The organism is Dickeya chrysanthemi NCPPB 402, from assembly GCF_000406105.1.
Lineage (GTDB): Bacteria > Pseudomonadota > Gammaproteobacteria > Enterobacterales > Enterobacteriaceae > Dickeya > Dickeya chrysanthemi.
In genome coordinates this window covers 2,466,177-2,490,349 of sequence record NZ_CM001974.1, presented here as the reverse complement: position 1 = coordinate 2,490,349, position 24,173 = coordinate 2,466,177, and the positions used below count along the sequence as shown (strand labels likewise).

At 49.9% G+C, this 24,173-nt stretch carries 24 protein-coding genes, 1 pseudogene and 1 other annotated feature; of the genes and pseudogenes, 13 read left to right on the top strand and 12 right to left on the bottom strand.

Annotated elements, in window-relative coordinates:
- Nucleotides 1–53 precede the first annotated feature (53 nt).
- The 12 genes from htpX to ihfA all read left to right on the top strand — a co-directional run bounded on the left by htpX (nucleotide 54) and on the right by ihfA (nucleotide 11,419).
- Complete coding sequence (gene htpX, locus DCH402_RS11175) at nucleotides 54–938, top strand: protease HtpX (protein ID WP_012769664.1); 885 nt, start codon at nucleotides 54–56, stop codon at nucleotides 936–938.
- Nucleotides 939–1,221: 283 nt separating this feature from the next.
- Nucleotides 1,222–2,388 carry an oligogalacturonate lyase gene (gene ogl / locus DCH402_RS11170; RefSeq protein ID WP_040001153.1) on the top strand — a complete coding sequence of 389 codons (1,167 nt, stop codon included), beginning with the start codon at nucleotides 1,222–1,224 and terminating at the stop codon, nucleotides 2,386–2,388.
- Between the two features lie 212 nt (nucleotides 2,389–2,600).
- On the top strand, nucleotides 2,601–3,392 hold the full coding sequence (gene kdgR, locus DCH402_RS11165) for a DNA-binding transcriptional regulator KdgR (protein WP_012769666.1): 792 nt from the start codon (nucleotides 2,601–2,603) through the stop codon (nucleotides 3,390–3,392).
- A gap of 167 nt (nucleotides 3,393–3,559) precedes the next feature.
- Complete coding sequence (locus DCH402_RS11160; protein WP_040001152.1) at nucleotides 3,560–3,850, top strand: YebO family protein; 291 nt, start codon at nucleotides 3,560–3,562, stop codon at nucleotides 3,848–3,850.
- A gap of 320 nt (nucleotides 3,851–4,170) precedes the next feature.
- Complete coding sequence (thrS, locus tag DCH402_RS11155) at nucleotides 4,171–6,099, top strand: threonine--tRNA ligase (RefSeq protein ID WP_040001151.1); 1,929 nt, start codon at nucleotides 4,171–4,173, stop codon at nucleotides 6,097–6,099.
- 3 nt (nucleotides 6,100–6,102) lie between these two features.
- A complete protein-coding gene (gene infC, locus DCH402_RS21325; protein ID WP_012884623.1) occupies nucleotides 6,103–6,645 on the top strand; it encodes a translation initiation factor IF-3 in 543 nt (180 codons plus the stop codon).
- Between the two features lie 96 nt (nucleotides 6,646–6,741).
- Complete coding sequence (rpmI, locus tag DCH402_RS11145) at nucleotides 6,742–6,939, top strand: 50S ribosomal protein L35 (protein ID WP_012769670.1); 198 nt, start codon at nucleotides 6,742–6,744, stop codon at nucleotides 6,937–6,939.
- 43 nt (nucleotides 6,940–6,982) lie between these two features.
- The gene (gene rplT / locus DCH402_RS11140) at nucleotides 6,983–7,339 is read left to right on the top strand and encodes a 50S ribosomal protein L20 (RefSeq protein ID WP_012769671.1); all 357 of its coding nucleotides are present in this window, start codon (nucleotides 6,983–6,985) and stop codon (nucleotides 7,337–7,339) included.
- Between the two features lie 161 nt (nucleotides 7,340–7,500).
- Nucleotides 7,501–7,624 (top strand) — a sequence feature (Phe leader region).
- Nucleotides 7,506–7,550 carry a pheST operon leader peptide PheM gene (gene pheM, locus DCH402_RS22345; protein ID WP_133845469.1) on the top strand — a complete coding sequence of 15 codons (45 nt, stop codon included), beginning with the start codon at nucleotides 7,506–7,508 and terminating at the stop codon, nucleotides 7,548–7,550. It overlaps the preceding feature by 45 nt.
- Before the next feature lie 105 nt (nucleotides 7,625–7,729).
- Nucleotides 7,730–8,713 (top strand): phenylalanine--tRNA ligase subunit alpha, encoded by a 984-nt coding sequence (pheS, locus tag DCH402_RS11135; protein WP_040001150.1) that lies wholly within the window; start codon nucleotides 7,730–7,732, stop codon nucleotides 8,711–8,713.
- A 15-nt stretch (nucleotides 8,714–8,728) separates the two neighbouring features.
- The gene (pheT, locus tag DCH402_RS11130; RefSeq protein ID WP_040001149.1) at nucleotides 8,729–11,116 is read left to right on the top strand and encodes a phenylalanine--tRNA ligase subunit beta; all 2,388 of its coding nucleotides are present in this window, start codon (nucleotides 8,729–8,731) and stop codon (nucleotides 11,114–11,116) included.
- A gap of 3 nt (nucleotides 11,117–11,119) precedes the next feature.
- A complete protein-coding gene (gene ihfA, locus DCH402_RS11125; protein ID WP_012769674.1) occupies nucleotides 11,120–11,419 on the top strand; it encodes an integration host factor subunit alpha in 300 nt (99 codons plus the stop codon).
- Nucleotides 11,420–11,438: 19 nt separating this feature from the next.
- Here ihfA and DCH402_RS11120 read toward each other — a convergent pair whose 3' ends face one another.
- The 3 genes and pseudogenes from DCH402_RS11120 to nadE all read right to left on the bottom strand — a co-directional run bounded on the left by DCH402_RS11120 (nucleotide 11,439) and on the right by nadE (nucleotide 13,084).
- The gene (locus tag DCH402_RS11120; protein WP_226052937.1) at nucleotides 11,439–11,873 is read right to left on the bottom strand and encodes a nitrous oxide-stimulated promoter family protein; all 435 of its coding nucleotides are present in this window, start codon (nucleotides 11,871–11,873) and stop codon (nucleotides 11,439–11,441) included.
- A gap of 48 nt (nucleotides 11,874–11,921) precedes the next feature.
- Nucleotides 11,922–12,107 (bottom strand): annotated as a pseudogene (locus DCH402_RS21320) (EamA family transporter); the annotation flags it as partial.
- Nucleotides 12,108–12,259: 152 nt separating this feature from the next.
- Nucleotides 12,260–13,084 carry an ammonia-dependent NAD(+) synthetase gene (gene nadE, locus DCH402_RS11115; RefSeq protein ID WP_040001148.1) on the bottom strand — a complete coding sequence of 275 codons (825 nt, stop codon included), beginning with the start codon at nucleotides 13,082–13,084 and terminating at the stop codon, nucleotides 12,260–12,262.
- A gap of 224 nt (nucleotides 13,085–13,308) precedes the next feature.
- Here nadE and osmE point away from each other — a divergent pair, with 224 nt between their 5' ends.
- Nucleotides 13,309–13,638: an osmotically-inducible lipoprotein OsmE gene (osmE, locus tag DCH402_RS11110; protein WP_040001147.1), complete on the top strand. Its 330-nt coding sequence runs from the start codon at nucleotides 13,309–13,311 to the stop codon at nucleotides 13,636–13,638.
- 61 nt (nucleotides 13,639–13,699) lie between these two features.
- Here osmE and DCH402_RS11105 read toward each other — a convergent pair whose 3' ends face one another.
- The 9 genes from DCH402_RS11105 to pelW form a co-directional block, all read right to left on the bottom strand.
- Nucleotides 13,700–15,091 carry an L-cystine transporter gene (locus DCH402_RS11105; protein WP_040001146.1) on the bottom strand — a complete coding sequence of 464 codons (1,392 nt, stop codon included), beginning with the start codon at nucleotides 15,089–15,091 and terminating at the stop codon, nucleotides 13,700–13,702.
- A 142-nt stretch (nucleotides 15,092–15,233) separates the two neighbouring features.
- The gene (locus DCH402_RS11100; protein ID WP_040001145.1) at nucleotides 15,234–15,812 is read right to left on the bottom strand and encodes a metal-dependent hydrolase; all 579 of its coding nucleotides are present in this window, start codon (nucleotides 15,810–15,812) and stop codon (nucleotides 15,234–15,236) included.
- Between the two features lie 84 nt (nucleotides 15,813–15,896).
- Nucleotides 15,897–16,823: a pectin acetylesterase PaeX gene (paeX, locus tag DCH402_RS11095; RefSeq protein ID WP_411431447.1), complete on the bottom strand. Its 927-nt coding sequence runs from the start codon at nucleotides 16,821–16,823 to the stop codon at nucleotides 15,897–15,899.
- Between the two features lie 334 nt (nucleotides 16,824–17,157).
- Nucleotides 17,158–17,874, bottom strand: coding sequence for an oligogalacturonate-specific porin KdgM (gene kdgM, locus DCH402_RS11090; protein ID WP_040001143.1), 717 nt, complete (start codon nucleotides 17,872–17,874; stop codon nucleotides 17,158–17,160).
- Nucleotides 17,875–18,123: 249 nt separating this feature from the next.
- Complete coding sequence (locus DCH402_RS11085) at nucleotides 18,124–19,416, bottom strand: ABC transporter substrate-binding protein (protein WP_040001142.1); 1,293 nt, start codon at nucleotides 19,414–19,416, stop codon at nucleotides 18,124–18,126.
- 14 nt (nucleotides 19,417–19,430) lie between these two features.
- The gene (locus DCH402_RS11080) at nucleotides 19,431–20,558 is read right to left on the bottom strand and encodes an ABC transporter ATP-binding protein (protein WP_040001141.1); all 1,128 of its coding nucleotides are present in this window, start codon (nucleotides 20,556–20,558) and stop codon (nucleotides 19,431–19,433) included.
- A 13-nt stretch (nucleotides 20,559–20,571) separates the two neighbouring features.
- Nucleotides 20,572–21,474 carry a carbohydrate ABC transporter permease gene (locus DCH402_RS11075; RefSeq protein WP_040001140.1) on the bottom strand — a complete coding sequence of 301 codons (903 nt, stop codon included), beginning with the start codon at nucleotides 21,472–21,474 and terminating at the stop codon, nucleotides 20,572–20,574.
- The gene (locus DCH402_RS11070) at nucleotides 21,467–22,357 is read right to left on the bottom strand and encodes a carbohydrate ABC transporter permease (protein ID WP_012769686.1); all 891 of its coding nucleotides are present in this window, start codon (nucleotides 22,355–22,357) and stop codon (nucleotides 21,467–21,469) included. Before DCH402_RS11070 ends, DCH402_RS11075 begins: the two co-directional genes overlap by 8 nt.
- Nucleotides 22,358–22,401: 44 nt before the next feature.
- On the bottom strand, nucleotides 22,402–24,033 hold the full coding sequence (gene pelW, locus DCH402_RS11065) for a pectate disaccharide-lyase PelW (RefSeq protein ID WP_040001139.1): 1,632 nt from the start codon (nucleotides 24,031–24,033) through the stop codon (nucleotides 22,402–22,404).
- Nucleotides 24,034–24,173: the final 140 nt, after the last annotated feature.

The following is a 24,173-nucleotide window of genomic DNA, read 5'->3' as shown; positions in this document are numbered from 1 at the left end:
TGGTTGTTGCAAACACTTTTATTGCTTTTGCTGAAAGAGGAAATCTTAATCATATGATGCGTATTGCGCTTTTCCTGCTCACCAACCTGGCGGTGATGGTGGTATTCGGGCTGGTACTCAGCCTGACGGGAGTTCAGCACAACAGCATGGCAGGCTTGATTATCATGGCTGGTGTGTTTGGTTTCGGCGGGTCGATCATTTCGCTGCTGATGTCTAAATGGATGGCGCTGCGCTCCGTCGGCGGTGAGGTGATTGAACAACCACGTGATGAAACCGAACGCTGGTTGCTGGAGACGGTGCGTGCTCAGTCTCAGCAGGCAGGTATCGCCATGCCGCAGGTCGCTATTTATCATGCGCCCGATATTAACGCATTCGCGACAGGCGCTCGCCGTAATAGTTCGTTGGTTGCAGTCAGCACCGGGCTATTGCAGAACATGAGTCGTGATGAGGCTGAGGCGGTTATTGCTCATGAAATCAGTCACATTGCTAACGGTGATATGGTGACAATGACGTTGGTGCAGGGGGTGGTGAACACTTTTGTGATCTTCATTTCCCGTATTATCGCGCAAATCGTCACCAGCTTTCTGTCCGGCAACCGTGATGATAGCGAGGAAAGCAGCAATGGAAACCCGCTGGTTTATATGGCGGTTTCGATGGTGTTGGAGCTGGTATTTGGCATTCTGGCCAGCATCATTACGATGTGGTTCTCTCGTTACCGTGAATTCCATGCTGATGCCGGTTCGGCAAAACTGGTCGGCCGCGAGAAGATGATTGCTGCATTACAGCGCCTGAAGACCAGCTATGAACCGCAGGAAGCAAGCAGCATGATGGCTTTCTGTATCAATGGTAAGTCTAAATCTCTCAGCGAACTATTTATGTCGCATCCGCCGTTGGATAAGCGTATTGAAGCGCTGCGTTCGGGTGAATACCTGAAGTAATTACCATGACGATGTTATGTGCAAAGGCCCTGCGGGGCCTTTGTTTTTTTATCCCTTACCCGATGGCTACAGCCATATCCGGTTCAACGTCTGACAAAATAATCTTGCGCCAACGCAAACAGTCCGTGAAAAGGGAAAGAATGTTTTATAAAATAAAACCATGATCACGGAAAAGTGAAACATTGTTTCTACAATACTGATATAACAAGGCGATTGCCGAGATGACGGGTATCTTTCATCTGGCAGCGTCTAATTTTTCACGATAAGCGCTAAGGATTTACGGATGGCCAAAGGTAAAAAGCTTTCTTTTACGTTCCATACCTACCAGGATTCAGTCACCGGCACCGAAGTGGTGCGTCTCACCCCTCCCGATGTCATCTGCCACCGCAACTACTTCTATCAGAAATGTTTTTCCAATGATGGTAGCAAGCTGCTGTTTGGTGGCGCCTTTGATGGGCCGTGGAACTATTACTTGTTAGATCTGAAAACGCAGCAAGCCACTCAACTGACCGAAGGTACAGGTGACAATACGTTTGGCGGCTTCCTGTCTCCGAATGACGATGCGCTTTATTATGTGAAAAATGTACGTAATTTGATGCGCGTTGATCTTAATACACTGGAAGAAACCAATATTTATCAGGTACCGGATGATTGGGTTGGGTACGGTACTTGGGTTGCCAACTCTGATTGCACCAAGATGGTGGGTATCGAAATCAAGAAAGAGGATTGGAAGCCATTGACCGACTGGAAAAAATTCCAGGAATTCTATTTTACCAATCCATGCTGCCGTTTGATTCGTATTGACTTGAAAACCGGTGAAGCTACGACGATTCTGCAGGAAAAACAGTGGTTGGGTCATCCTATTTATCGTCCTGGCGATGACAATACGGTCGCGTTCTGCCATGAAGGCCCACATGATTTGGTTGATGCCCGCATGTGGTTTATCAATGAAGACGGCACCAATATGCGCAAAGTGAAAGAACATGCGCCGGGGGAAAGCTGTACTCATGAATTCTGGGTGCCGGATGGCTCTGCGCTGGCTTATGTTTCTTACCTGAAAGGCAGCACCAACCGTTTCATTTGCAGCGTTGACCCTGTCACGCTGGAAAACCGTCAATTGACAGAGATGCCGCCTTGTTCCCACCTGATGAGTAACTATGATGGATCTCTGATGGTTGGGGATGGTTGTAACGCGCCGGTGGACGTGAAAGATGACGGTGGCTACAAAATCGAGAACGATCCTTTCCTGTATGTGTTCAACATGAAGACCGGGAAACATTTCCAGGTCGCGCAACATAATACTTCATGGGAAGTGTTGGAAGGTGACCGCCAGGTAACGCATCCGCATCCCTCTTTCACACCGGATGATAAACATATCCTGTTTACGTCTGATGTCGATGGTAAGCCGGCGTTGTATCTGGCTAAAGTGCCTGATTCCGTGTGGCAATAACCGTACCTGCAGCCGTGCCCATGAAGGGCGCGGTTTTTTTTCGCTTTTACAATAAGATTATTAATCAGGCAGTACTATTGTGATGGACAAATGTTAAGCAGATTGTCAGTAATAGTAATGCCCGATTGCCATGTTCAAAGCGTTCCCTTTATACTAAAACAAGTGTTCTATTTTTTTTAAAACAAAAAATACTGAGTAGGGTAACCACCAAAATGGCTATTGCAGATTTAGATAAACAACCCGATTCCGTGTCATCAGTCTTAAAGGTTTTTGGTATTTTGCAGGCATTAGGCGAAGAGCGTGAAATTGGCATTACTGAACTTTCACAGCGCGTAATGATGTCTAAAAGTACTGTTTATCGTTTCCTACAGACGATGAAATCTCTGGGATATGTTGCTCAGGAAGGTGAGTCAGAGAAATATTCGCTGACGTTGAAATTGTTTGAGCTGGGCGCTAAAGCGCTGCAGAACGTTGATCTGATCCGTAGTGCGGATATTCAGATGCGCGAGTTATCGGCGCTGACCCGCGAAACTATCCACCTTGGCGCACTGGATGAAGATAGCATCGTTTATATCCATAAAATTGATTCTATGTACAACCTGCGTATGTATTCGCGTATTGGGCGTCGGAATCCGTTGCACAGTACGGCGATAGGCAAGGTATTGCTGGCCTGGCGTGATCGTGATGAGGTCAGAGAAATTCTGTCCCATGTGGAATTCAAGCGCAGTACTGTGCACACCATCGCTGATACGGAAGAGCTGTTGCCTCAACTTGATCTGGTTCGTCAGCAAGGGTTCGGCGAAGACAACGAAGAGCAGGAAGAAGGCTTGCGTTGTATTGCCGTTCCGGTGTTTGACCGTTTTGGTGTGGTGATTGCCGGGTTAAGTATTTCTTTTCCGACGATTCGTTTTTCAGAAGACAATAAGCATGAATATGTTGCCATGTTGCATACGGCGGCGCGTAATATCTCTGATCAAATGGGATATCACGATTACCCGTTCTGATATGGGTGGCGGTAGAGGTATTCTGCAATGAGCCTGTCCTTGCGACAGGCTTTTTTATGCGCTAAACCCGGCTCAGGCGGGCAGAATTACGGTATTGAATGTCGAATTTTCTGGCGGCACAGTGCTAGAATGCGCGCCTGAGTCAGATTATGTAACAGGTTTTAGACATGAGTAGTTTTGCTTCAGACATGCTGGAAGTGGTTTTTGTCGCTCTGATTGTATTGCTGGTGATTCTGGTTTGGTTCTTTATTAATCGGGCCAGTGTACGGGCCAATGAGCAGATAAGACTGCTGCATGAGATTGTTGAACAACAGAAACAACAGATCGCATTATTACAATCTTTGGTGCCGATGACGGTACAAGACGCAGAGCCCTTGCCTGAGCAGCCTGCTACATTGCCGGAAACCAAAGAAAATGAGGTGGAAGCCTTATTCAAGGATATGATCCCTGAACGGTGACTGCATGTTCTGTGTCGATAGGCGTGAATGCGCTCGATACAAACTACAGGTTATTCTGTACGTTACATGTTAATTTGCCGCCTGTTTTGAGCTGATGGGTAGCATCCCCAGGTGCATGGTGCTACTCTACGCCGTCGGGTTAAGCATGGCCCATCTTGCTGAACTGTCGCACGGTGCTTTGCCATGCTGCCTGCCAACAGGGCGGAACTGATTTAACAATTGTGGGTTAAATCCTTTTCCTCCGACCATCTAAATCAAACGCAATTATCTTTTGCACGTGAGCTTTCGTGTGGCTCACCACTGCAGATAAGGGAATTTACATGCCTGTTATTACGCTTCCTGACGGCAGCCGGCGTCATTATGACCATGCCGTTTCTCCTCTTGATGTCGCGCTGGATATCGGCCCAGGTCTGGCAAAAGCTTGTATTGCCGGTCGGGTTAATGGCGAGCTGGTCGATGCCGTCGATGTGATTGAGTCTGATGCGCAACTGTCGATCATCACCGCCAAAGATGACGATGGGATGGAGATTATTCGTCATTCCTGTGCACACTTGCTGGGTCATGCCATCAAGCAATTGTGGCCTGATACAAAAATGGCGATTGGCCCGGTGATCGACAATGGTTTCTATTATGACATTGATCTTGATCGCACGCTGACACAGGAAGACCTGGAACTGCTTGAAAAGCGGATGCATGAGCTGGCAAGCAAAGACTACGACGTCGTCAAGAAAAAAGTCAGTTGGCAGGAAGCGCGTGATACGTTTACGGCGCGTGGCGAAAGCTACAAGGTGGCGATTCTTGATGAAAATATTAGCCGAGACGATCGTCCAGGGCTGTACCACCACGAAGAATATATCGATATGTGCCGTGGTCCGCACGTACCGAACATGCGCTTCTGTCATCATTTCAAACTGCAAAAAACATCAGGCGCTTATTGGCGCGGCGACAGCAAAAACAAAATGTTGCAGCGTATTTATGGCACCGCCTGGGCAGACAAGAAACAGTTAAGTGCCTACCTACAGCGTCTTGAGGAAGCCGCTAAACGTGACCACCGTAAAATCGGTAAGCAACTGGACCTGTATCATATGCAGGAAGAGGCGCCGGGTATGGTGTTCTGGCACAACGACGGCTGGACGATTTTCCGCGAGCTGGAAGCGTTTGTGCGCATGAAGCTCAAAGAGTACCAGTATCAGGAAGTAAAAGGTCCGTTCATGATGGACCGCGTGCTGTGGGAAAAAACAGGGCACTGGGAAAACTACAAAGAAGCGATGTTCACGACGTCATCAGAAAACCGTGAATATTGCATCAAACCGATGAACTGCCCAGGCCATGTGCAGATTTTCAATCAGGGGCTGAAATCCTACCGTGACCTGCCGTTGCGTATGGCGGAGTTCGGCAGTTGCCACCGTAATGAACCGTCAGGCTCCCTACATGGGTTGATGCGCGTACGCGGTTTTACGCAGGATGACGCTCATATCTTCTGTACCGAAGATCAGGTACGTGATGAAGTGAATAACTGCATCAAGATGGTCTACGACATGTATAGCACCTTCGGTTTTGAAAAAATCGTGGTGAAATTGTCAACACGTCCTGAAAAACGTATCGGCAGCGATGAAACGTGGGATCGGGCGGAAGAAGATCTGGCCGCTGCACTGACTGAAAACGGTCTCCCGTTTGAGTATCAACCGGGAGAGGGTGCATTTTACGGGCCGAAAATCGAATTTACGCTGCATGACTGCCTGGATCGCGCCTGGCAGTGTGGTACCGTACAGCTTGATTTTTCATTGCCGGGCCGTCTGAGCGCTTCTTATGTGGGCGAAAACAACGAACGTCAGGTTCCGGTGATGATTCACCGCGCGATTCTGGGGTCAATGGAGCGTTTCATCGGTATTTTGACCGAAGAGTTCGCCGGTTTCTTCCCGACCTGGCTGGCGCCTGTACAGGCTGTGGTAATGAATATCACGGATAGCCAGTCCGATTATGTCAGCGAATTGACAAGAAAATTGCAAGATGCGGGCATTCGCGTTAAAGCGGACTTGAGAAATGAGAAGATAGGCTTTAAAATCCGCGAGCACACTTTACGGCGTGTTCCCTATATGCTTGTTTGTGGCGATAAAGAGGTGGAAGCAGGAAAAGTAGCTGTTCGCACCCGCCGCGGCAAGGACTTGGGAAGTATGGACGTCAGTGAAGTAATCACGAAGCTGCAGAAAGAAATTCGCAGCCGTAGTCTTCATCAGTTGGAGGAATAAGGTATTAAAGGCGGAAAACGAGTTCAACCAGCGCGTCCTAATCGCATCAACAGAGAAATTCGCGCACAAGAGGTACGTCTGACGGGCGTTGATGGCGAACAGATCGGTATTGTTAGCCTGAATGAAGCGTTAGAGAAAGCTGAGGAAGCAGGTGTTGATTTAGTTGAAATCAGCCCGAACGCCGAACCGCCGGTTTGCCGAATCATGGATTACGGCAAGTTCCTCTATGAGAAGAGTAAGGCCACTAAAGAACAGAAGAAGAAGCAAAAAGTTATTCAGGTCAAGGAAATCAAATTCCGGCCTGGTACCGATGATGGCGACTATCAGGTCAAACTACGCAACCTGGTTCGCTTTCTGGAAGATGGTGACAAAGCCAAGATCACACTGCGTTTCCGTGGCCGTGAAATGGCGCACCAGCAGATCGGCATCGAAATGCTTAATCGCATTCGTGATGATCTGAATGAATTGTCTGTCGTCGAGTCGTTCCCAAGCAAGATCGAAGGACGTCAGATGATTATGGTGCTGGCACCGAAGAAGAAACAGTAAGGCATTCAAGTAACAATTTCCGCGCTGCCTTAGCGTAGCGCGGTTTTTGTTCGCCTTATCTGATTCATTGTTTAACAATGCGAAGTGGAAATAACAATGCCAAAGATTAAAACTGTACGTGGCGCCGCTAAACGCTTCAAAAAAACCGCCAGCGGTGGTTTCAAGCGTAAGCATGCTAACCTGCGTCATATTCTGACCAAAAAAGCGACTAAACGTAAGCGTCACCTGCGTCCGAAAGCCATGGTTTCCAAAGGCGATCTGGGCCTGGTTGCAGCATGTCTGCCTTACGCATAAGTAACTTTTTTTAAATTCAGAATAAGACCTTAGGAGAGAGCATATGGCTCGCGTAAAACGTGGTGTGGTTGCTCGCGCACGTCACAAAAAGATCCTGAAACAAGCGAAAGGTTACTACGGTGCCCGTTCGCGCGTTTATCGTGTTGCCTTCCAGGCAGTAATCAAAGCTGGTCAGTACGCTTACCGTGACCGTCGTCAGCGTAAGCGTCAGTTCCGTCAGCTGTGGATTGCACGTATCAATGCAGCAGCCCGCCAGAATGGCTTGTCTTACAGCAAATTCATCAATGGCCTGAAAAAAGCCTCTGTTGAAATCGACCGTAAGATTCTGGCTGACATCGCCGTGTTCGACAAAGTGGCCTTCAGCGCACTGGTTGAAAAAGCGAAATCAGCTCTGGCGTAAGTCAGATGTAAAGAGGGAGCTAGTCTCCCTCTTTTCGTCTTTGATACCCGTTAAATGCTTGCAATCTTTCGTTATCGTAGACGAAAGACTTTCAGAACAAGCGAAATTGGTATATTGTCAACAGGTTAGGCAACAGTTAGCCAGTCAACAATAAGGTAACGCAAGTATGAATACTGCTATTTTCCGTTTCTTTTTTTACTTTAGCGCCTGAATATCGGGGGCTTTGCGCGTAAGAAGAGAAACGAAAAGTAGCGCCTAAGCCTCCTCTGTGGAGGCTTTTTTATTGGTCCGGATGTCTGGAACTGTGGGTCATGTTAACGTCCGGCGCACTGAAAACCGTATCTTTCCAATCATGATTGTCGGCCATACAGGCAGAAGAAGAGGAATGCAATGCAACATCTCGCAGAACTGGTTGCCAAAGCCAGAACAGCCATAGAGCAGGCTGGAGACATCGCCGCACTGGAAAACGTGCGCGTCGAGTTTCTGGGCAAAAAAGGTCACTTAACCCTTCAGATGACCTCGCTGCGCGAGCTGCCTGCTGAAGACCGTCCTGCCGCGGGTGCGGTCATCAATCAGGCTAAGCAGGAGGTGCAGGAGGCGCTGAATGCGCGCAAGCAGACGCTGGAAAGTGCTGAGCTGAATGCCCGTCTGGCAGCAGAAACCATTGATGTCTCACTGCCGGGGCGGACTATGGAGAATGGCGGTCTGCATCCGATTACCCGCACTATCGAGCGCATTGAAACTTTCTTTGGTGAACTGGGATTTGCCGTGGCGTCAGGCCCGGAAATCGAAGACGACTACCACAATTTCGATGCATTGAATATTCCGGGGCACCACCCGGCTCGTGCCGATCATGACACTTTCTGGTTCGATGCCACCCGCCTGCTGCGTACGCAGACTTCGGGCGTGCAGATCCGCACCATGAAAAAACAGCAGCCGCCGATTCGCATCATCGCACCGGGGCGTGTTTACCGTAACGATTACGATCAGACGCATACTCCGATGTTCCACCAGATGGAAGGGCTGATCGTGGATAAAAACATCAGCTTCACCAACCTGAAGGGAACGCTGCATGATTTCCTGCGTAATTTCTTTGAGGAAGATTTGCAGGTGCGTTTTCGCCCGTCCTATTTCCCATTTACCGAACCGTCTGCCGAAGTGGATGTGATGGGCAAGAACGGCAAATGGCTTGAAGTGCTGGGATGCGGCATGGTGCATCCAAATGTGTTGCGTAATGTCGGCATCGACCCGGAAGTGTATTCCGGCTTTGCATTCGGTATGGGGATGGAACGTTTGACCATGCTGCGTTACGGCGTGACGGACCTGCGCGCCTTCTTCGAAAACGATTTACGCTTCCTCAAACAGTTTAAATAAGGCAGGAATATCAAGATGAAATTCAGTGAACTCTGGTTACGGGAATGGGTTAACCCAGCTATCAGCAGCGATGCCTTATCTGAACAAATCACCATGGCGGGCCTGGAAGTGGACGGCGTTGAGCCGGTTGCAGGCGCATTCCACGGCGTGGTTGTTGGGGAAGTGGTGGAATGCGGTCAGCATCCGAATGCAGACAAATTGCGCGTGACGAAAGTCAGCGTGGGCGGTGAACGTTTGCTGGATATCGTTTGCGGCGCGCCTAATTGCCGTCAGGGCCTCAAAGTGGCGGTGGCCACGGTGGGCGCTGTTTTACCGGGTGATTTCAAAATCAAGGCAGCCAAGCTGCGTGGCGAGCCGTCTGAAGGGATGCTGTGCTCTTTCTCCGAGCTGGGCATTTCCGAGGATCACAGCGGTATTATCGAACTGCCGTCTGATGCGCCGTTAGGTACTGACATCCGCGAATACCTGAAGCTGGATGACAATACGATTGAGATCAGCGTGACGCCCAACCGTGCTGATTGCCTGGGAATCCTGGGTGTGGCGCGCGATGTCGCTGTACTCAATGAGCTGGCGTTGACAACGCCTACGACGGAGCCGGTGACCGCTACTATTACCGAGCGTTTCCCGATTCAGGTGGATGCGACCGAAGCGTGCCCGCGTTATCTGGGGCGAGTGGTCAAGGGGATCAATGTGAAGGCCGCCACGCCGCTGTGGATGCGTGAAAAACTGCGTCGTTGCGGTATCCGCTCCATCGATCCGGTGGTGGATGTCACCAACTACGTATTGCTGGAGCTGGGGCAACCGATGCATGCGTTCGACCTCAACCGTCTGGAAGGCGGCATTGTCGTGCGTATGGCGAAAGAAGGGGAAACCCTGCGTCTGCTGGACGGCACCGATGCGACGCTGAGCGCCGACACACTGGTGATTGCCGATCATCAAAAAGCGCTGGCAATGGGCGGTATCTTCGGCGGCGAACATTCCGGCGTGAATGCCGAAACGCAGGATGTGCTGCTGGAGTGTGCTTATTTTAATCCGCTGTCGATCACCGGGCGTGCGCGTCGTTACGGTTTGCATACCGATGCCTCTCACCGCTATGAGCGTGGTGTTGATCCGGCATTGCAATATCAGGCGATTGAGCGTGCAACGCGCCTGCTGCTGGATATTTGCGGCGGTGACGCCGGCCCGGTGGTGGATGTGACCAGCGAGAAAGATTTGCCGGTACGAGCGACCATCACTCTGCGTCGTGACAAATTGGATCGATTAATCGGCCATGTAATTTCCGATGAGAAAGTCAGCGATATTCTTAACCGTCTGGGTTGCCAGGTGATTAAAACCGCTGATGGCTGGCAGGCGGTAGCACCGAGCTGGCGTTTCGATATGGAAATCGAGGAAGATTTGGTGGAAGAGGTGGCTCGTGTTTACGGCTACAACAACATTCCGAATATTCCTACTCAGGCACCGCTGAAGATGACGCAACATCGCGAAGCGGACCTGACGCTTAAACGTGTGAAAACGCTGCTGGTGGATCGCGGTTTTCAGGAAGCGATTACGTACAGTTTCGTCGATCCCAAGATTCAGTCGCTGATTCACCCTGATGAAGAAGCGCTGATGTTACCGAGCCCGATTTCGGTGGAAATGTCCGCTATGCGGCTGTCGCTGTGGAGCGGGTTGCTGGGCGCGGTAGTGTACAACCAAAATCGTCAACAAAGCCGTCTGCGTGTGTTTGAGAGTGGTCTGCGCTTTGTTCCGGACCAAAGCGCCGATCTGGGCGTCCGTCAGGAAACCATGTTGGCAGGAGTGATTACAGGCACTCGCTACGAAGAACATTGGGATCTGGCGCGTCAGGCGGTTGACTTCTATGATTTAAAAGGCGATTTGGAAGCCGTGTTGGCATTAACCGGGAAACTGTCCTCCGTTGAATTCCGTGCTGAGCATCATTGCGCATTGCATCCTGGGCAGACGGCGGCAATTTATCTGGCAGGCGAGCGTATCGGTTATGTCGGCGTGATTCATCCGGAACTGGAGCGCAAGCTGGATCTGAATGGCCGTACCGTGGTGTTTGAGGTGCTGTGGGATAAGCTGTCTGAGCGCGTGGTGCCTGAGGCGGCGGACATTTCACGTTTCCCGGCGAATCGTCGTGATATCGCGGTGGTTGTGGCTGAGAACGTGCCGGCAGGCGATGTTTTAGCCGAGTGCAAGAAAGTTGGCGCAAATCAGTTAGTTGGCGTAAACTTGTTTGACGTGTACCGGGGCAAGGGCGTAGCGGAAGGATATAAGAGTCTGGCTATCAGTCTGGTATTGCAGGATACCGCTCGTACACTAGCAGAAGAGGAAATTGCCGCTACCGTTGCGCAATGCGTAGCAGCACTAAAACAGCGATTCCAAGCATCCTTGAGGGATTAACCTATGGCGCTTACTAAAGCTGAAATGTCTGAATACCTGTTTGAAAAGCTTGGGCTCAGCAAACGGGATGCCAAAGAGCTCGTCGAGTTGTTCTTCGAAGAAGTGCGGCGTGCTCTGGAAAATGGTGAGCAGGTTAAGTTGTCGGGGTTTGGCAACTTTGATTTGCGGGACAAGAACCAGCGCCCGGGGCGTAACCCAAAAACCGGCGAAGATATTCCGATTACGGCGCGTCGGGTCGTTACGTTCCGTCCAGGGCAGAAATTGAAGAGTCGGGTGGAAAACGCATCACCCAAAGAGTCTTGATTTGACAAAAAAGGCCGCATTAGCGGCCTTTTTCTTTTGCAGAATCGTCTGAAAGTATCGGGGATTCCGGTTCTCTGGCTGTTCGCCCTCGTGGTGGTGCAGCAGGGACAGGTTTGCGATCATCCAGCAGGTGTCGAATTGCCAGTATGGGGTGGTGCAACAGCATTCTTGGTCCAGCCCAGCGCATGATAGCTTTGATGGCTTCCCGTTTCGCCGGTTGGTAGCAATGAATCGGACATTGTTTGCAGGCCGGCTTATTTTCCCCGTAATAGCACTTTCGCAGCCGTTTTAAGGCGTAATCCTGCAGCCTGGCATAATAATCCGCATCATCTGCAGGCGCTGGAAATGACCGCTCATACAGCGCGAGCATGGCCCGAATAGTACGAATTTCGCGTTGGATACGTTTGCCGGCGGAGGTCATTGTCGTGTTCCCGTGATGATTTTTAAATTGCATTGTAAATACCATTTAATCGGGAAACTTTGTTCTGGCTCAGCTTAACCCTTAACCGACTTCGCGTGTCGCCAACCAGGACAATAGCGACCCCTGCGTTACCATGATTACTCCCTGCCAAAAAGCGAATGTAGGAATAGTTTGTAACCACAGCGTCGTCATCAACGTCGTCAGTATTGGGGTAAAGTAAGAAGCCGTGGCCAGTAACGCCATGTTGCCGCGTTGAATGCCGGTGTGCTATGCAGCATAGGCCAGAGTCCTATCGCCAACAGACCGGCCAGCGTTGCACGCCGAGGAGTTATGAGCATCATTAATGGCTATCGACTATCACATGACGAGAAAACGGGCAGAGGCTACCTGGTAGCACCTGCCCGGAGAAATTAAGGCTATCAACGCCAGAAGTCATCAAAGACGGTAATCGGCGGGCGGCGTTTGTGCTCGGTTTTGCGATACCAACCCTCGATGATAGCGACATCAATCGGCCCAAGCTGTTTGCCTTCCAGATAGTCGTCGATTTTCTCGTAGGTGATGCCGAGTGCCATCTCATCCGGCAGTGACGGGCGATCGTCTTCCAGATCAGCCGTTGGTGCCTTGGTGTAAAGGTGGGACGGGCAACCCAGCAGCTTGAGCAAGGCTTTGCCCTGTCGTTTGTTGAGGCGGAAAATCGGGTTGATGTCAGTGCCGCCGTCACCGTATTTGGTGAAGAAGCCGGTGACGGCTTCCGCCGCGTGATCGGTACCGACAACCAGTCCGGCATTCATACCCGCGATACTGTACTGGGCTTTCATGCGCTCACGGGCTTTTTCGTTACCCTTAACAAAGTCAGACAGCTCAATACCGATGGCGCGCAGCGTCGCTTCACTGGCCTCTACCGCCGGTTTGATGTTGACGGTCAGTACCTGGTCCGGCTGGATAAACTGAATTGCATCCTGGCAGTCTTGCTCATCGGCTTGTACGCCATACGGCAGGCGCACCGCGATAAAGCGATAATCGGCTTTGCCTGTTTCCTGGCGCAATTCGGCAATCGCCGTCTGGCATAATTTGCCGGTCAGCGTTGAATCCTGCCCGCCGCTGATCCCCAAGACCAGGCTTTTGACGAATGGGTGAGCCTTCAGATAATTCTTTAAAAAATCAACGCTCACTCGAACTTCCTGCGCTGGATCGATGGTGCTTTTCACCCCGAGAGCCTGAATAATTTCTTTCTGTAATGACATGTCCACCCCCTCTTGAACCTATTGATGTGTCAAAACAATTACCCACATCACCAGAGAGTAACGTTAATTCCGACGGAACAAAAGAACAAGAAAAAGCAGGCGGATTTACATCGGATCGGGGGCTTTTTCGTCAACGTTCAGCTGGTTGAAATAGAATCGCTGATTTGAAAAAGCGGCATTGACTATCTAGTCTTAGCTGCACCGATAGCGAATGAGGTCATTCCATGAAGAAAAATAATTTATTCATGTGTATCGCGGCAAGTGCCCTGATGCTCTCTGGGTGTGTAGCTTACGATCGTGCCGAAAACTTCTTTACTAAACCGGTGGTGAAGGAGGTGAAAAAGGGCATGAGTCGCCAGGAAGTGAATCGAGTTGCCGGACCGGCATCGACGGAGGCCACCATGCTTCATGCCCGGGGCACCTGTAATACCTATGTGCTGGGCACCCACGACGGTAAGATTCAGTACTATTTCGTCAGCTTTGATGAGACGGGGCATGTATTGAACAAAGGGTTCCAGAGCTGTCAGGAATACGATACCAATCCCAAATTCTGATCGGGAAGAAATGCCGGAGGGGAAAACCACTCCGGCATTTTTTATGACGCCGAAACGGAGATTAACGGTGATTTAATGCCGTATCGTCATCCCGATTGAACACGTCTTTATCGGTTTGTTTTAGCCACTGGCTGGTCAGCGTGCCGGCTGTCATTGATCCACTGACATTGAGTGCAGTGCGTCCCATGTCGATTAATGGCTCAATCGAAATCAACAGGGCAACCAGTGTGATGGGTAATCCCATCGCCGGTAGGACGATCAACGCGGCGAAGGTAGCGCCGCCACCGACACCGGCTACCCCCGCGGAACTGAGGGTGACAATGCCAGCCAGGGTGGCGATCCACATCGGATCCCAGGGGTTGATGCCGACGGTCGGCGCGACCATGACGGCCAGCATGGCTGGATACAACCCGGCACAGCCGTTCTGACCGATAGTCGTGCCAAAAGAGGCGGCAAAACTGGCGATGGATTCCGGCACACCGATACGGCGCGTCTGGGCCTCAATATTCAGCGGAATAGTGGCGGCGCTGGAGCGACTGGTGAAGGCGAAACTTAGCACCGGCCACACTTTGCGATAAAAACGGGCCGGATTCACGCCGTTCATCGCCAACAATAGGGCATGTACGCCAAACATCAATCCCAGACCGAGGTAGGACGCCACAACGAAACTGCCCAGCTTGAGGATATCCTGCAGGTTAGAGCTGGCGACCATTTTCGTCATCAGTGCCATTACGCCATAAGGTGTGAGGCGCATCACCAGCCGAACCAGTTTCATTACCCAGGATTGCAAGGTATCAATCGCTGTCAGGACGCGTTCGCCTTTTGCCGCGTCGTCTTTTAACAAGTGCAATGCCGCAACGCCGAGAAACGCGGCGAAAATGACCACGCTGATGATAGACGTCGGGTTGGCGCCGGTCAGGTCGGCAAACGGATTTTTAGGGATAAACGACAGCAACAGCTGTGGTACGTTCAGGTCGGCGACCTTGCCGGCATAGCTATTCTGAATGGTCGACAGACGAGAACTTTCCTGCGCGCCTTGCACCAACCCGGAAGCGGTCAGGCCAAACAGATTGGTCACAAAAATACCAATTAAGGCGGCGATCAGCGTGGTAAATAGCAATGTGCCGAGTGCAAGCAGGCTGATTTTTCCCAGCGAGGAGGCGTTATGCAGCCGGGCAACGGAATTCAGTATTGACACGAACACCAGCGGCATCACAATCATTTGCAACAATTGTACATAGCCGTTGCCGACGATGTTGAACCAGGCAATAGACTGTTTGATGACAGGATTGTCATCGCCATAAATCAGGTGTAATACCAGCCCAAACAGGACGCCGGTTATCAGACCCAGCAACACCTTTTTCGACAGGCTCCAATTTTTATTACCGCTATACCCCAGTGCAAAAAGCAGCACAGCAAAAACAACCACATTTATTATCAGCGGAAAATTCATCCCACTACTCCTTTTTTAATGTTCATCACCGCTACGTCTGGAAAAACGTAGCCAGCGCAGTAGCATAGCAGGTCTTTTATATCGCGGTTATAGAGATAACCAACATGGATGGTTCGGAATGGAATAACGAAACCAGTGGTGACTAAGGTGCCAGTAACTGATGTAACTGCTGCCCGAGCTGTTGTAGCCGTCGTGCGGGTTCGCCGTAATGCCAGGATTCAAGTGGTTGCTGCGGTTGAAATAGCATAAACAAAATCAACCCGACGCACAGTAAGCGTTCCAGTTGATTGCCTTTGTCGCTATTCAGTAAAGGCAGACGAAAGCGCCAGCGGCAAGGCCACAAGAGCGGTACACCCGCTGTTGTCAGCATATCGGCGACGATATGGCTTAGATATCCAACGATCATCGCGTGATAGACATCGCCCGGTAAGGGCCAGTCTGCTGGCAGTTTAGTGCGGATGACATAGACACCAATCACGATGGCCAGCAAGCTATGCGTAAAACCACGATGCCCGCACAGCCTGGCAATGGGGACGGAAATCCATTTCAGGCGTTGGCCGAGAATAGACTTCGGGTGGTCTATATCGGGTAACAAGGATGTCAGTAAGGCGGCTGGGATAATATGCCACCAGTCGCCTGCTGCCAGGGCAGGCGATAATTCTGCTTTTTTTGCGAAGATTGCGCTGGCTACGGCAAACAGGAGGTGGCCTTCCGCGGTCATGAAACATCTCAAAAACTGTCATTTTATACAGTATAAGAGATTGTCATGAGCGGCGGAAGGTGCATTGTTGTAGGCAGCGATAATTTATCTGTTTGATTCCCACGCCTTTTTATCCAACTGCAGTGATTTTATCCAGTTATTCAATAGCTGCGGCCAGGCTGCGGCCGGCAACCCGACGGTACCACGGATACCGAAACCATGTTTTCCTTGTTCAAACAGATGGATTTCAGTCGGAATCTTGTTCTCCCGCAATGCCGATAGCATTACCAGACTGTTGTCTACGGATACTGATGGGTCGTCAATCGCATGGACTAAAAATGTCGGTGGAGTTTGGGCGCTGACTTGTTTTTCTGCGGAATAACGTTCGATTTGGGCTTCACTGGGATGTGAACCAATCAGCGCCTTGCGGGAGCCGGCGTGGGCAATATTTTCCTGCATAGAGATAACGGGATACATCAGCACCATAAAATCAGGGCGGGCGCTGACGTTGTCGATTTCATCCTGAGCGGGATAAACGGTTTGTGCAAAACGGGTACCCAAACTGGCGGCGACATGTCCGCCTGCGGAGAAGCCCATAATACCGATACGCTGTGGGTTAATATGCCACTGCGCGGCATGGGAACGCAGCGTACGTATCGCTCGTTGAGCATCGGCCAGCGGCGCATCGGCACCCTCCTGATGACCGTCAGCCGGCATACGGTAGGTCATGACGAACAAGGTGTAGCCTTGTTGGGTAAAGTATGGGGCTAAATCACTACCTTCCTTATCCAGTACGACGCGTTGGTAAGAACCGCCGGGGGTAATTAATAGTGCTGTGCCATTAGGGTTGTCCGGTACATAAACCGTGATTTCCGGGCTGCGAATGCCGGTTACGGCACGATCCGGCCAGGCAGGGTCTTTACTGCGTTCGACCACTTGCTGTTGTACCGATGACGTGATGGCGCCGGGCGCTTCACCTTGCGGCCATATCGGGAAGGTGGTCTCGGCGAGGCTGAATCCACTGACAGACATAATAAGTGTTCCTGCAATTATCTTTGATAATGACATAACAGTTTACTCATATATTCAGGGTTGATGGTGAGATGAGGTGGTTAAATTAATAACACGAGTATGAGGGTGATGGCGATAAAAAAACAGGTAAACATTTCATCGAAGAGAAAAAATGTTTACCCAAAGTGGCGAATAATATGATTCCCGAAAAGGGACATCGACACAGAAATTTAAAAAGACGAGTTGATGGTTTGGTTAATTCCCACTGGATATTAACCTGGATAATAAAGATTCCATATTGCAGTCATTTTTATTATCCATTTTGACGCCTTGTTTAAGGCGTCACAGACAGCGATTAGAAGCTATATTGCACGCCTACACGGTAACGGGTCTGGCGTTCGTCAGTGGTTTTAGAACCAGAAACGTTGCCGAGTGCGACATATGGCTTCCAGTTTTTGTCCCACTTGTAAGACAATTTCACTTCATGAGTGATGTCATAATTATCGTTGTCAGAAAGGACAGTTTCGCCGGAGGTGCCTTTTTTGTATTCCAGCTCGTAACCGAGGGTATAAACATCCAGGAAGTTATAGTCGATATTACCGGTCAGGGTATAACCTTTGTCCATCGTTTCTTTACCCTGTTGCCTGATGTTCTCACTGTTACGTTTGAAATAAGGACGATAGCGTAAGGCGACAGACAAATCATCGGTCACATTAGCCCGGCCGCGAAGATAGGGGCGATAATTGTTATTGGATGAACTTGATTCTAAAGAAAATCCCGGTTCGATAGAAAAGACGTCGTTGAATTTATACACGTAGCTGGCGACAACTTCGGTGCCGTTGCTGACCTGTTCGCTAAACGGTCTGTTTGGGTTACCGTCCCTGCCGGATTGAGCCCATTTTACTTCGGACGATAATCCAAAACCATTCGCAAAACGGTGAGAGATTAACAGACGGTCTTTATGACCAACTTTAGTGTTATCCGTCATTTCATGACGATAATCGATGGATACAGCCAGAGCATTAACGCTAATCAGAGATGCAACAGCCAAAGTTAATAATTTAATCTTCATTGTACTTTCCCTATAGATATACAGATAAAGAAAAAGAATAAAAAAATAAAAACGATGCGTTCTCATGGAACGAGTTCTATTTTATGGATTATTTAATTTCGTTTTGTGATCGTGATCTTTTAGAATCACAATAACTTCAAAATGATTTCAAATTGTGACGATGATCGACAGTATGATTCATTTTGTTTCATTTTTAATAAAAAAGCCCCGGCACAGAGCACGGGGCTTAGAGAAATAACCAGTTGGCAGTTATTCTTTCATGGCGCGTTTCAGAATACGATCAGCCTGACGTTGGAAGTATTTGGCGGTTTCTTCCACGGATTTCTGACCATAATCGATATATTGAATGGCATCACCGAACAGGGCGACGATTTGCGGATCGTCGAAATAAGGCGATGTCTTGGTTTCATGCGGTAAGGACAATGCCAGGTTCAGGCCCGCTACCGACGGGTCGCTGTCTTTGATGACGCCATCGGCACGCAACTGAGCAACTGCCGCTTTGCTTAACGGCACGCCGCGTTCCAGTCCCAGCGCCTGAATGCCTTCTTTACTGTTCAACAGGTAGTTGATCAACATAGCGGCTTCTTTCGGGTGCTTACTGGACTTGCCGATAGACAACATCTGAGCCGGTTTAAAGAATAATCCCGCTTCTTTGGCGCCCGGCAGCATGGGGTAGGCACCCAGTTCCAGTTTGGCCGGCGGCTGCAGGTTATCGGAGTACTTGGTGATGGTGGAGTTCCACATGTACGTACCACCCCAGTCACCGGCAATCCACGGCTTCATTTCATACATGTTGCTCTTGCCGAACGAAGCGTAGTATTTCGCAGACGGCATGACGTGGCCATCAACCAGCTTCTTGTACATCTCGAAGAACTCTACCCATTGCGCGTCGGTATAAGAGAATTTCTTGTTTTTCTCGTCCACCGCCGGAATGTTGTACTTCTGTACCATGTAAGAATTCAGCAACGCCAACGAGTCCTGATGCTCCAGCACCAGCGGATAGAATTGGTCGCCCAGTTTTTCTTTGAAGACCTTGCCGGCATTCACCAGTTCATCCCAGTTTTTCGGGGCGGTCAGGCCGGATTTCTTCCAGGTTTCGGTGTTGTAATAGAAGACGCGCGCCGTTACGGAAATCGGAATCCCGTTCAGTTTGCCGTCAACCGTCGTCGCCTGCAGTTCTTTCGCATCAAACTGCGACAGGTCCAGCACATCTTTCACTTTGTTCAGGTCGTAGAAGCCATCACCGGTACGGGAGAAAATCGGCAGCCAGTTCCAGTTGGTCTGCATCACATCAGGCTCGGTATTACCCGCGATCTGCGTGGTCAAACGAGACAGATGTCCATCCCAACCGGTGTATTCCGCTTTAACCTTGATATCCGGATATTTTTTCTGGAATTCCTCAATGGCTTTCAGTGTCACCTGGTGGCGACCGTTGCCGCCCCACCATGACATACGCAAGTCAACCTGCTCAGCCGCAAAGGACTGATGCGCCATCAGTGCAAGAGAAGAGGCTATCAATGTGCGTAGGATCACTTTTTTCATCGGTTATACTCCTGTTAAAGAGAGATATTTTGTTCTGTTTTGGCATCAAAAATATGGCATTTATCCATATCGAACTTGAAATACACCTGACGATTCAATCCATTGTTGATAATCACCCGTGCTTCGTCTGACGGCATACGGCTGGTCAGTTCAAATCCATCAACCTTGATGTACATGAAGAACTCATGGCCCATGTTTTCGGCACGTACCAGTTCGCCCTGGAAATGACCGCCGTCGAACGGCGATTCAGATACCGTGACATACTCTGGGCGAACGCCGAAGCAGATATCTTTACCAATGTAACCGCGAACTTTGTCCTGCTTCGACTGGTTAAGACCCATGGTGTATTTGCCTACCTGCAGCGAGATCTGTCCATTATCTTCCAGCAACTTGCCGGGTTTGATATTCATTTCCGGCGCACCGATAAACCCGGCGACGAACATGTTTTTCGGGAAATGGTACAGATTATCCGGCGTATCGACCTGCATAATGTGGCCCAGCTTCATGACGCAAATACGGTCGCCCATCGTCATGGCCTCGGTCTGGTCATGGGTCACGTAGACGCTGGTTGCCGGATGGCCGCTCTTCTTCAACTGTTTGTGCAGATCCGAGATACGGATACGCATTGAGGCGCGCAATTTCGCGTCCAGGTTGGAAAGCGGTTCGTCAAACAGGAACACATCCGGTTTTTTGACGATGGCGCGGCCAACAGCAACGCGCTGTGCCTGACCGCCGGACAACTGGCGCGGCAAGCGATCCATCAATTCTTCCAGCTCCAGAATCTTAGCCGCTTCGTTAACCTGCGCTTCGATCTTGTCTTTCGGCATCTTGCTGAGTTTCAGGCCGAAGGCCAGGTTTTCGCGAACCGTCATGTGCGGGTAGAGCGCATAGTTCTGGAACACCATCGCGATGCCGCGATCTTTCGGCGCCAGATTGTTGACGATTTTGTCGCCGATGCGAACTTCGCCGCCGCTGATGGTTTCCAGTCCGGCCAGCATGCGCAGGGTGGTGGATTTCGCACAACCAGACGGCCCTACGATAACCATAAATTCGCCGTCTTTGATCGTCAGGTCGATACCGTGAACTGCTTTGAAACCGTTGGAGTAAACTTTTTCCAGTTTGTTGAAAATGACTTCAGCCATGATAAATCCTCAATTAACCTTTAATTCCGCTGCTGGTAACGCCCTGAACGAAGTAGCGCTGAGCCATGAAGAAAATAATGATGGACGGCAGAATGGAGATACTCGCCATTGCCAGAATTTCGTTCCACGGTGCGCCTTCTGTTACGTCGATAGACATTTTCAGAGCCAGCGCAATCGGGTATTTGTCCACGCTGTAAACGTAAATCAGCGGGCCGATAAAGTCGTTCATTGACCACATGAACTGGAACAGCGCAACCGAAATGATGGCCGGTTTCAGAATGGGTACGACGACGTACCACAATACCTGCCAGGAGTTACAGCCATCGATCTGTGCGGCTTCTTCCATATCACGCGGTACGCCGCGCAGGAACTGAATCAGCATGAATACAAAGAACCCATGCGTAGCGAATGCGACCGGGACATACAACGGCAGATAACTGTTCAGCATGCCCATTTCACGGAACATGATGTACTGCGGAATCAGTAAAACGGTACTTGGCAGCAACATGGTGGCGATCAAGGTCGCGAACCAAAAGTTTTTCCACGGAATTTCAAACCGGGCAAAACCATAAGCCACGATGGTGGAAGAGATCACCGTCAGCACCACTTTCGGAATCACATACTGAAAGGTATTGATCATGTAGTGACCGAAGTTGTACTCAGTGCCGGTTTTCCAGCCATTGATAAAGCCATCCCAGGTGGCATGTGCCGGCCACAGGCTGAGGGTCGTGAAAATCTCATGGTTCGGTTTGAACGATGCCGAGAACATCCACGCTAACGGATAGAGCATCAGAATGCCGACGAACAGCAAAATAATGTAACGCATGGCAGCACTGATTTTTTCACGGCGCAGCGTGCGGCGAACTTCTGCCGCGGCGATACTCTGCGCAGACAGTGGGGAATGAATATCAGCCATTTTTTCCTCCTTTATCGGCGGAATAGAACACCCAGTATTTAGACGATTTAAAGGAGATAGCGGCGAATACGGCTACCACCAGGAACAGCACCCATGCCAGGGCCGCGCCGTACCCCATATCGAAATACTTGAATGCCGTATCATAGATATAGAGCGAGAACAGATAGGTGTAGTGGGTTGGGCCACCACCGGTAATGACGTAGGGCGCGGTAAATTCCTGAAACGCTTGCGTCGTCTGCATAATAAAGTTGAAGAAAATAACCGGTGTAATCAGCGGTACGGTGACTTTCAGGAACATCTGCCATTTCGACGCGCCATCGATCATCGCCGCTTCATACTGCGATTGCGGTACGTTTTGCAAGGCAGCCAGGAAGATCACCATCGCGGAACCGAACTGCCAGACACGCAGTAAGGTAACCGACATCAGCGCCAGCGACGGTTCACCCAACCAGTTGACCGGATCTAAACCAAAGACGCCGATAAAGCTGTTCAGCAACCCGTCGATGGCGAACAAGGCGCGCCACAGTACGGCGATAGCCACGCTGCTGCCGAGAATCGACGGTACGTAATAAGCGGTACGGAAAAAACCGATTCCGCGTAACTTGAAATTCAGCACGAACGCAATAAGCAGTGCAAAAATCAGTTTCAGCGGGATAGTCAAAAAGACATAAGCAAATGTTACTCCCATGGATTTCCAGAAAAGATCGTCCTCCATAAACATCCGGTGGTAATTTTCCAGCCCGGTGAATGTGGGGGGACTCATTAAATCGTACTCAGTAAAACTGAGCACAAATGATGAAAGAAAGGGGAAAGCAGTGAAAACTATCAACCCTATTATATAGGGAGAGATATAAGCTAACCCCAGCATTCTGTTTTCATTCATAATGCCTACCTACTTTAGTAATGGTGAGTCTGTAAAAAATAAAATTATTGGATTGATTTTTCCGGGTAAATAAATTCCGTGTCATAAATAACTCGGCTTTCTCCATTAATACGGTAGTCGCCATGAATATATCCCCCCTGAGTTAAAATAGCGGGTATCTCTGACCATTTATTTCTGCAGGCGGCTATCAGCGTCAGCAGAATGACCGGGAAAGGATCGTCAAGCCGTACATAGCGATGATGTTCTGATCGTACGAATAAACCGTGATGGAAATAGCGTTTGAATAAAATTTCCGCCATCTGCCAGGCATATTCCGCCCACTGCGCCGATTGTTTGGCTTGCGCCAACTCGGTAATCGCCAACAGCAAGAACGGCGAGGCGGATTGATGAATACCTTGTTTCTCCAGCCGCGAGAGCATCGTGACAATCAGCGTGTACAGGTCGTCGTCATCGCTCAGGTACCAGGCGCGTACTAATGGCAGCAGGTAATCGCCTTCCAGAGGGAAAGGTTGCAGAATGGTACCTGCTTTGCCGTAGTAGCCATCGCGTTTGAAGCAGTAGCCGGTCATGTCCTGACCGTCGTTCCACATTGGCCGCAGGCTGTTACTGTCGACATCGTAAGCATACTGATAATAGTTTTTCAGGCCGCTGATCACCCAGGTCAGCATGTCCGTGTCGGGATGATGCTGTAAAATATCCAGCATAGCCAACGGGTTATCGATCAATAACGGGCGCATGTCGCGAAACAGTACATTGGCCTCACGGGCTATCGCGCCAAATTCCGGGCCGAACTGCCGCTGTGCGCGGTCGCCAAACCAGGATTGGGTTTGATTATCATCGGCGGGTACAGGCTGGCGCTGTAATGGCGAGCTGAATTGATAAACCGGCATACCGGTTTCCGGGTTGCGCGCCAACACATACTGGCGATAGAGATGCTTACCCCAGTTTGCCGCATGTACATCATCGCTGTGACGTGCATAAACGAATGCGGCGTAGATCAGATCGGTACCGGCATTAACAAAGGTTAAGCCCTTGGTTAACGGCAGTTCAGGCCATTTGGCAGGGTCTACCACATCATGGCGAGTATGCAGAAAGACATGCGGATCGCGCGATCTGGCGTAATCGCCATGGCGGCCCAGATCCAGGCAGTCCCAATTCTCTACATGCGCATTCCAGAAGCCCTGAATAAAATGATGGGTTTTTTCCGGATTAACCTGATACAAAAATTCGTAATAGGGCAAATGGTGTTTTAATTCATGCACCAATGATTTGGATTCTGGACCTTCGGTGGTCAGCGTATCAAGATTAATAAAACGATGACCGCCCCAATAAAAAAGCCCGCTGTTGTCATCGACAAAATGATCCAGAAAATACTCGCACTGAGAAAAAGCAGACTGGCGATATTTTTCCGTTTCTGTGACGACGCTCATAGATACTAATAATTTCAACCAGTTTTGCTGACTGGCGAAGTTGGATATCGGTGCGTCATGACCATCTGGAAACTGCCAGACAACTGGAGACTGTGTTTTTATCTCAAATCCGTCAACCAATAACGGCGTTGGATTGATCTGACTGTGGCCGTATTGTTGAATTTTTTCAATATGGCTGTTAATCGCCGACAACCATTGGTCGATTTGCCATTTTCTGCTGGTGTTCAAATCAGTAAAAATACTCATGGACTACCTTCTTGCAGAACTGGAGGAAACAGTTCCTTATAAATAGAAACATTGTTTTGATTGATTATATTGTGCAAATTATATTTTCGTCATGTGCTCATTATCGAAAGTGTGATCAAAGTCGGAACGTTGTTTTGAAA

Bases quoted from the DNA above. Each gene is read 5' to 3' on its own strand.
- htpX (WP_012769664.1), top strand. From the start codon at position 54: ATGATGCGTATTGCGCTTTTCCTGCTCACCAACCTGGCGGTGATGGTG.
- ogl (WP_040001153.1), top strand. From the start codon at position 1,222: ATGGCCAAAGGTAAAAAGCTTTCTTTTACGTTCCATACCTACCAGGAT.
- kdgR (WP_012769666.1), top strand. From the start codon at position 2,601: ATGGCTATTGCAGATTTAGATAAACAACCCGATTCCGTGTCATCAGTC.
- DCH402_RS11160 (WP_040001152.1), top strand. From the start codon at position 3,560: ATGAGTAGTTTTGCTTCAGACATGCTGGAAGTGGTTTTTGTCGCTCTG.
- thrS (WP_040001151.1), top strand. From the start codon at position 4,171: ATGCCTGTTATTACGCTTCCTGACGGCAGCCGGCGTCATTATGACCAT.
- rpmI (WP_012769670.1), top strand. From the start codon at position 6,742: ATGCCAAAGATTAAAACTGTACGTGGCGCCGCTAAACGCTTCAAAAAA.
- rplT (WP_012769671.1), top strand. From the start codon at position 6,983: ATGGCTCGCGTAAAACGTGGTGTGGTTGCTCGCGCACGTCACAAAAAG.
- pheS (WP_040001150.1), top strand. From the start codon at position 7,730: ATGCAACATCTCGCAGAACTGGTTGCCAAAGCCAGAACAGCCATAGAG.
- pheT (WP_040001149.1), top strand. From the start codon at position 8,729: ATGAAATTCAGTGAACTCTGGTTACGGGAATGGGTTAACCCAGCTATC.
- ihfA (WP_012769674.1), top strand. From the start codon at position 11,120: ATGGCGCTTACTAAAGCTGAAATGTCTGAATACCTGTTTGAAAAGCTT.
- DCH402_RS11120 (WP_226052937.1), bottom strand. From the start codon at position 11,873: ATGCAATTTAAAAATCATCACGGGAACACGACAATGACCTCCGCCGGC.
- nadE (WP_040001148.1), bottom strand. From the start codon at position 13,084: ATGTCATTACAGAAAGAAATTATTCAGGCTCTCGGGGTGAAAAGCACC.
- osmE (WP_040001147.1), top strand. From the start codon at position 13,309: ATGAAGAAAAATAATTTATTCATGTGTATCGCGGCAAGTGCCCTGATG.
- DCH402_RS11105 (WP_040001146.1), bottom strand. From the start codon at position 15,091: ATGAATTTTCCGCTGATAATAAATGTGGTTGTTTTTGCTGTGCTGCTT.
- DCH402_RS11100 (WP_040001145.1), bottom strand. From the start codon at position 15,812: ATGACCGCGGAAGGCCACCTCCTGTTTGCCGTAGCCAGCGCAATCTTC.
- paeX (WP_411431447.1), bottom strand. From the start codon at position 16,823: ATGTCTGTCAGTGGATTCAGCCTCGCCGAGACCACCTTCCCGATATGG.
- kdgM (WP_040001143.1), bottom strand. From the start codon at position 17,874: ATGAAGATTAAATTATTAACTTTGGCTGTTGCATCTCTGATTAGCGTT.
- DCH402_RS11085 (WP_040001142.1), bottom strand. From the start codon at position 19,416: ATGAAAAAAGTGATCCTACGCACATTGATAGCCTCTTCTCTTGCACTG.
- DCH402_RS11080 (WP_040001141.1), bottom strand. From the start codon at position 20,558: ATGGCTGAAGTCATTTTCAACAAACTGGAAAAAGTTTACTCCAACGGT.
- DCH402_RS11075 (WP_040001140.1), bottom strand. From the start codon at position 21,474: ATGGCTGATATTCATTCCCCACTGTCTGCGCAGAGTATCGCCGCGGCA.
- DCH402_RS11070 (WP_012769686.1), bottom strand. From the start codon at position 22,357: ATGAATGAAAACAGAATGCTGGGGTTAGCTTATATCTCTCCCTATATA.
- pelW (WP_040001139.1), bottom strand. From the start codon at position 24,033: ATGAGTATTTTTACTGATTTGAACACCAGCAGAAAATGGCAAATCGAC.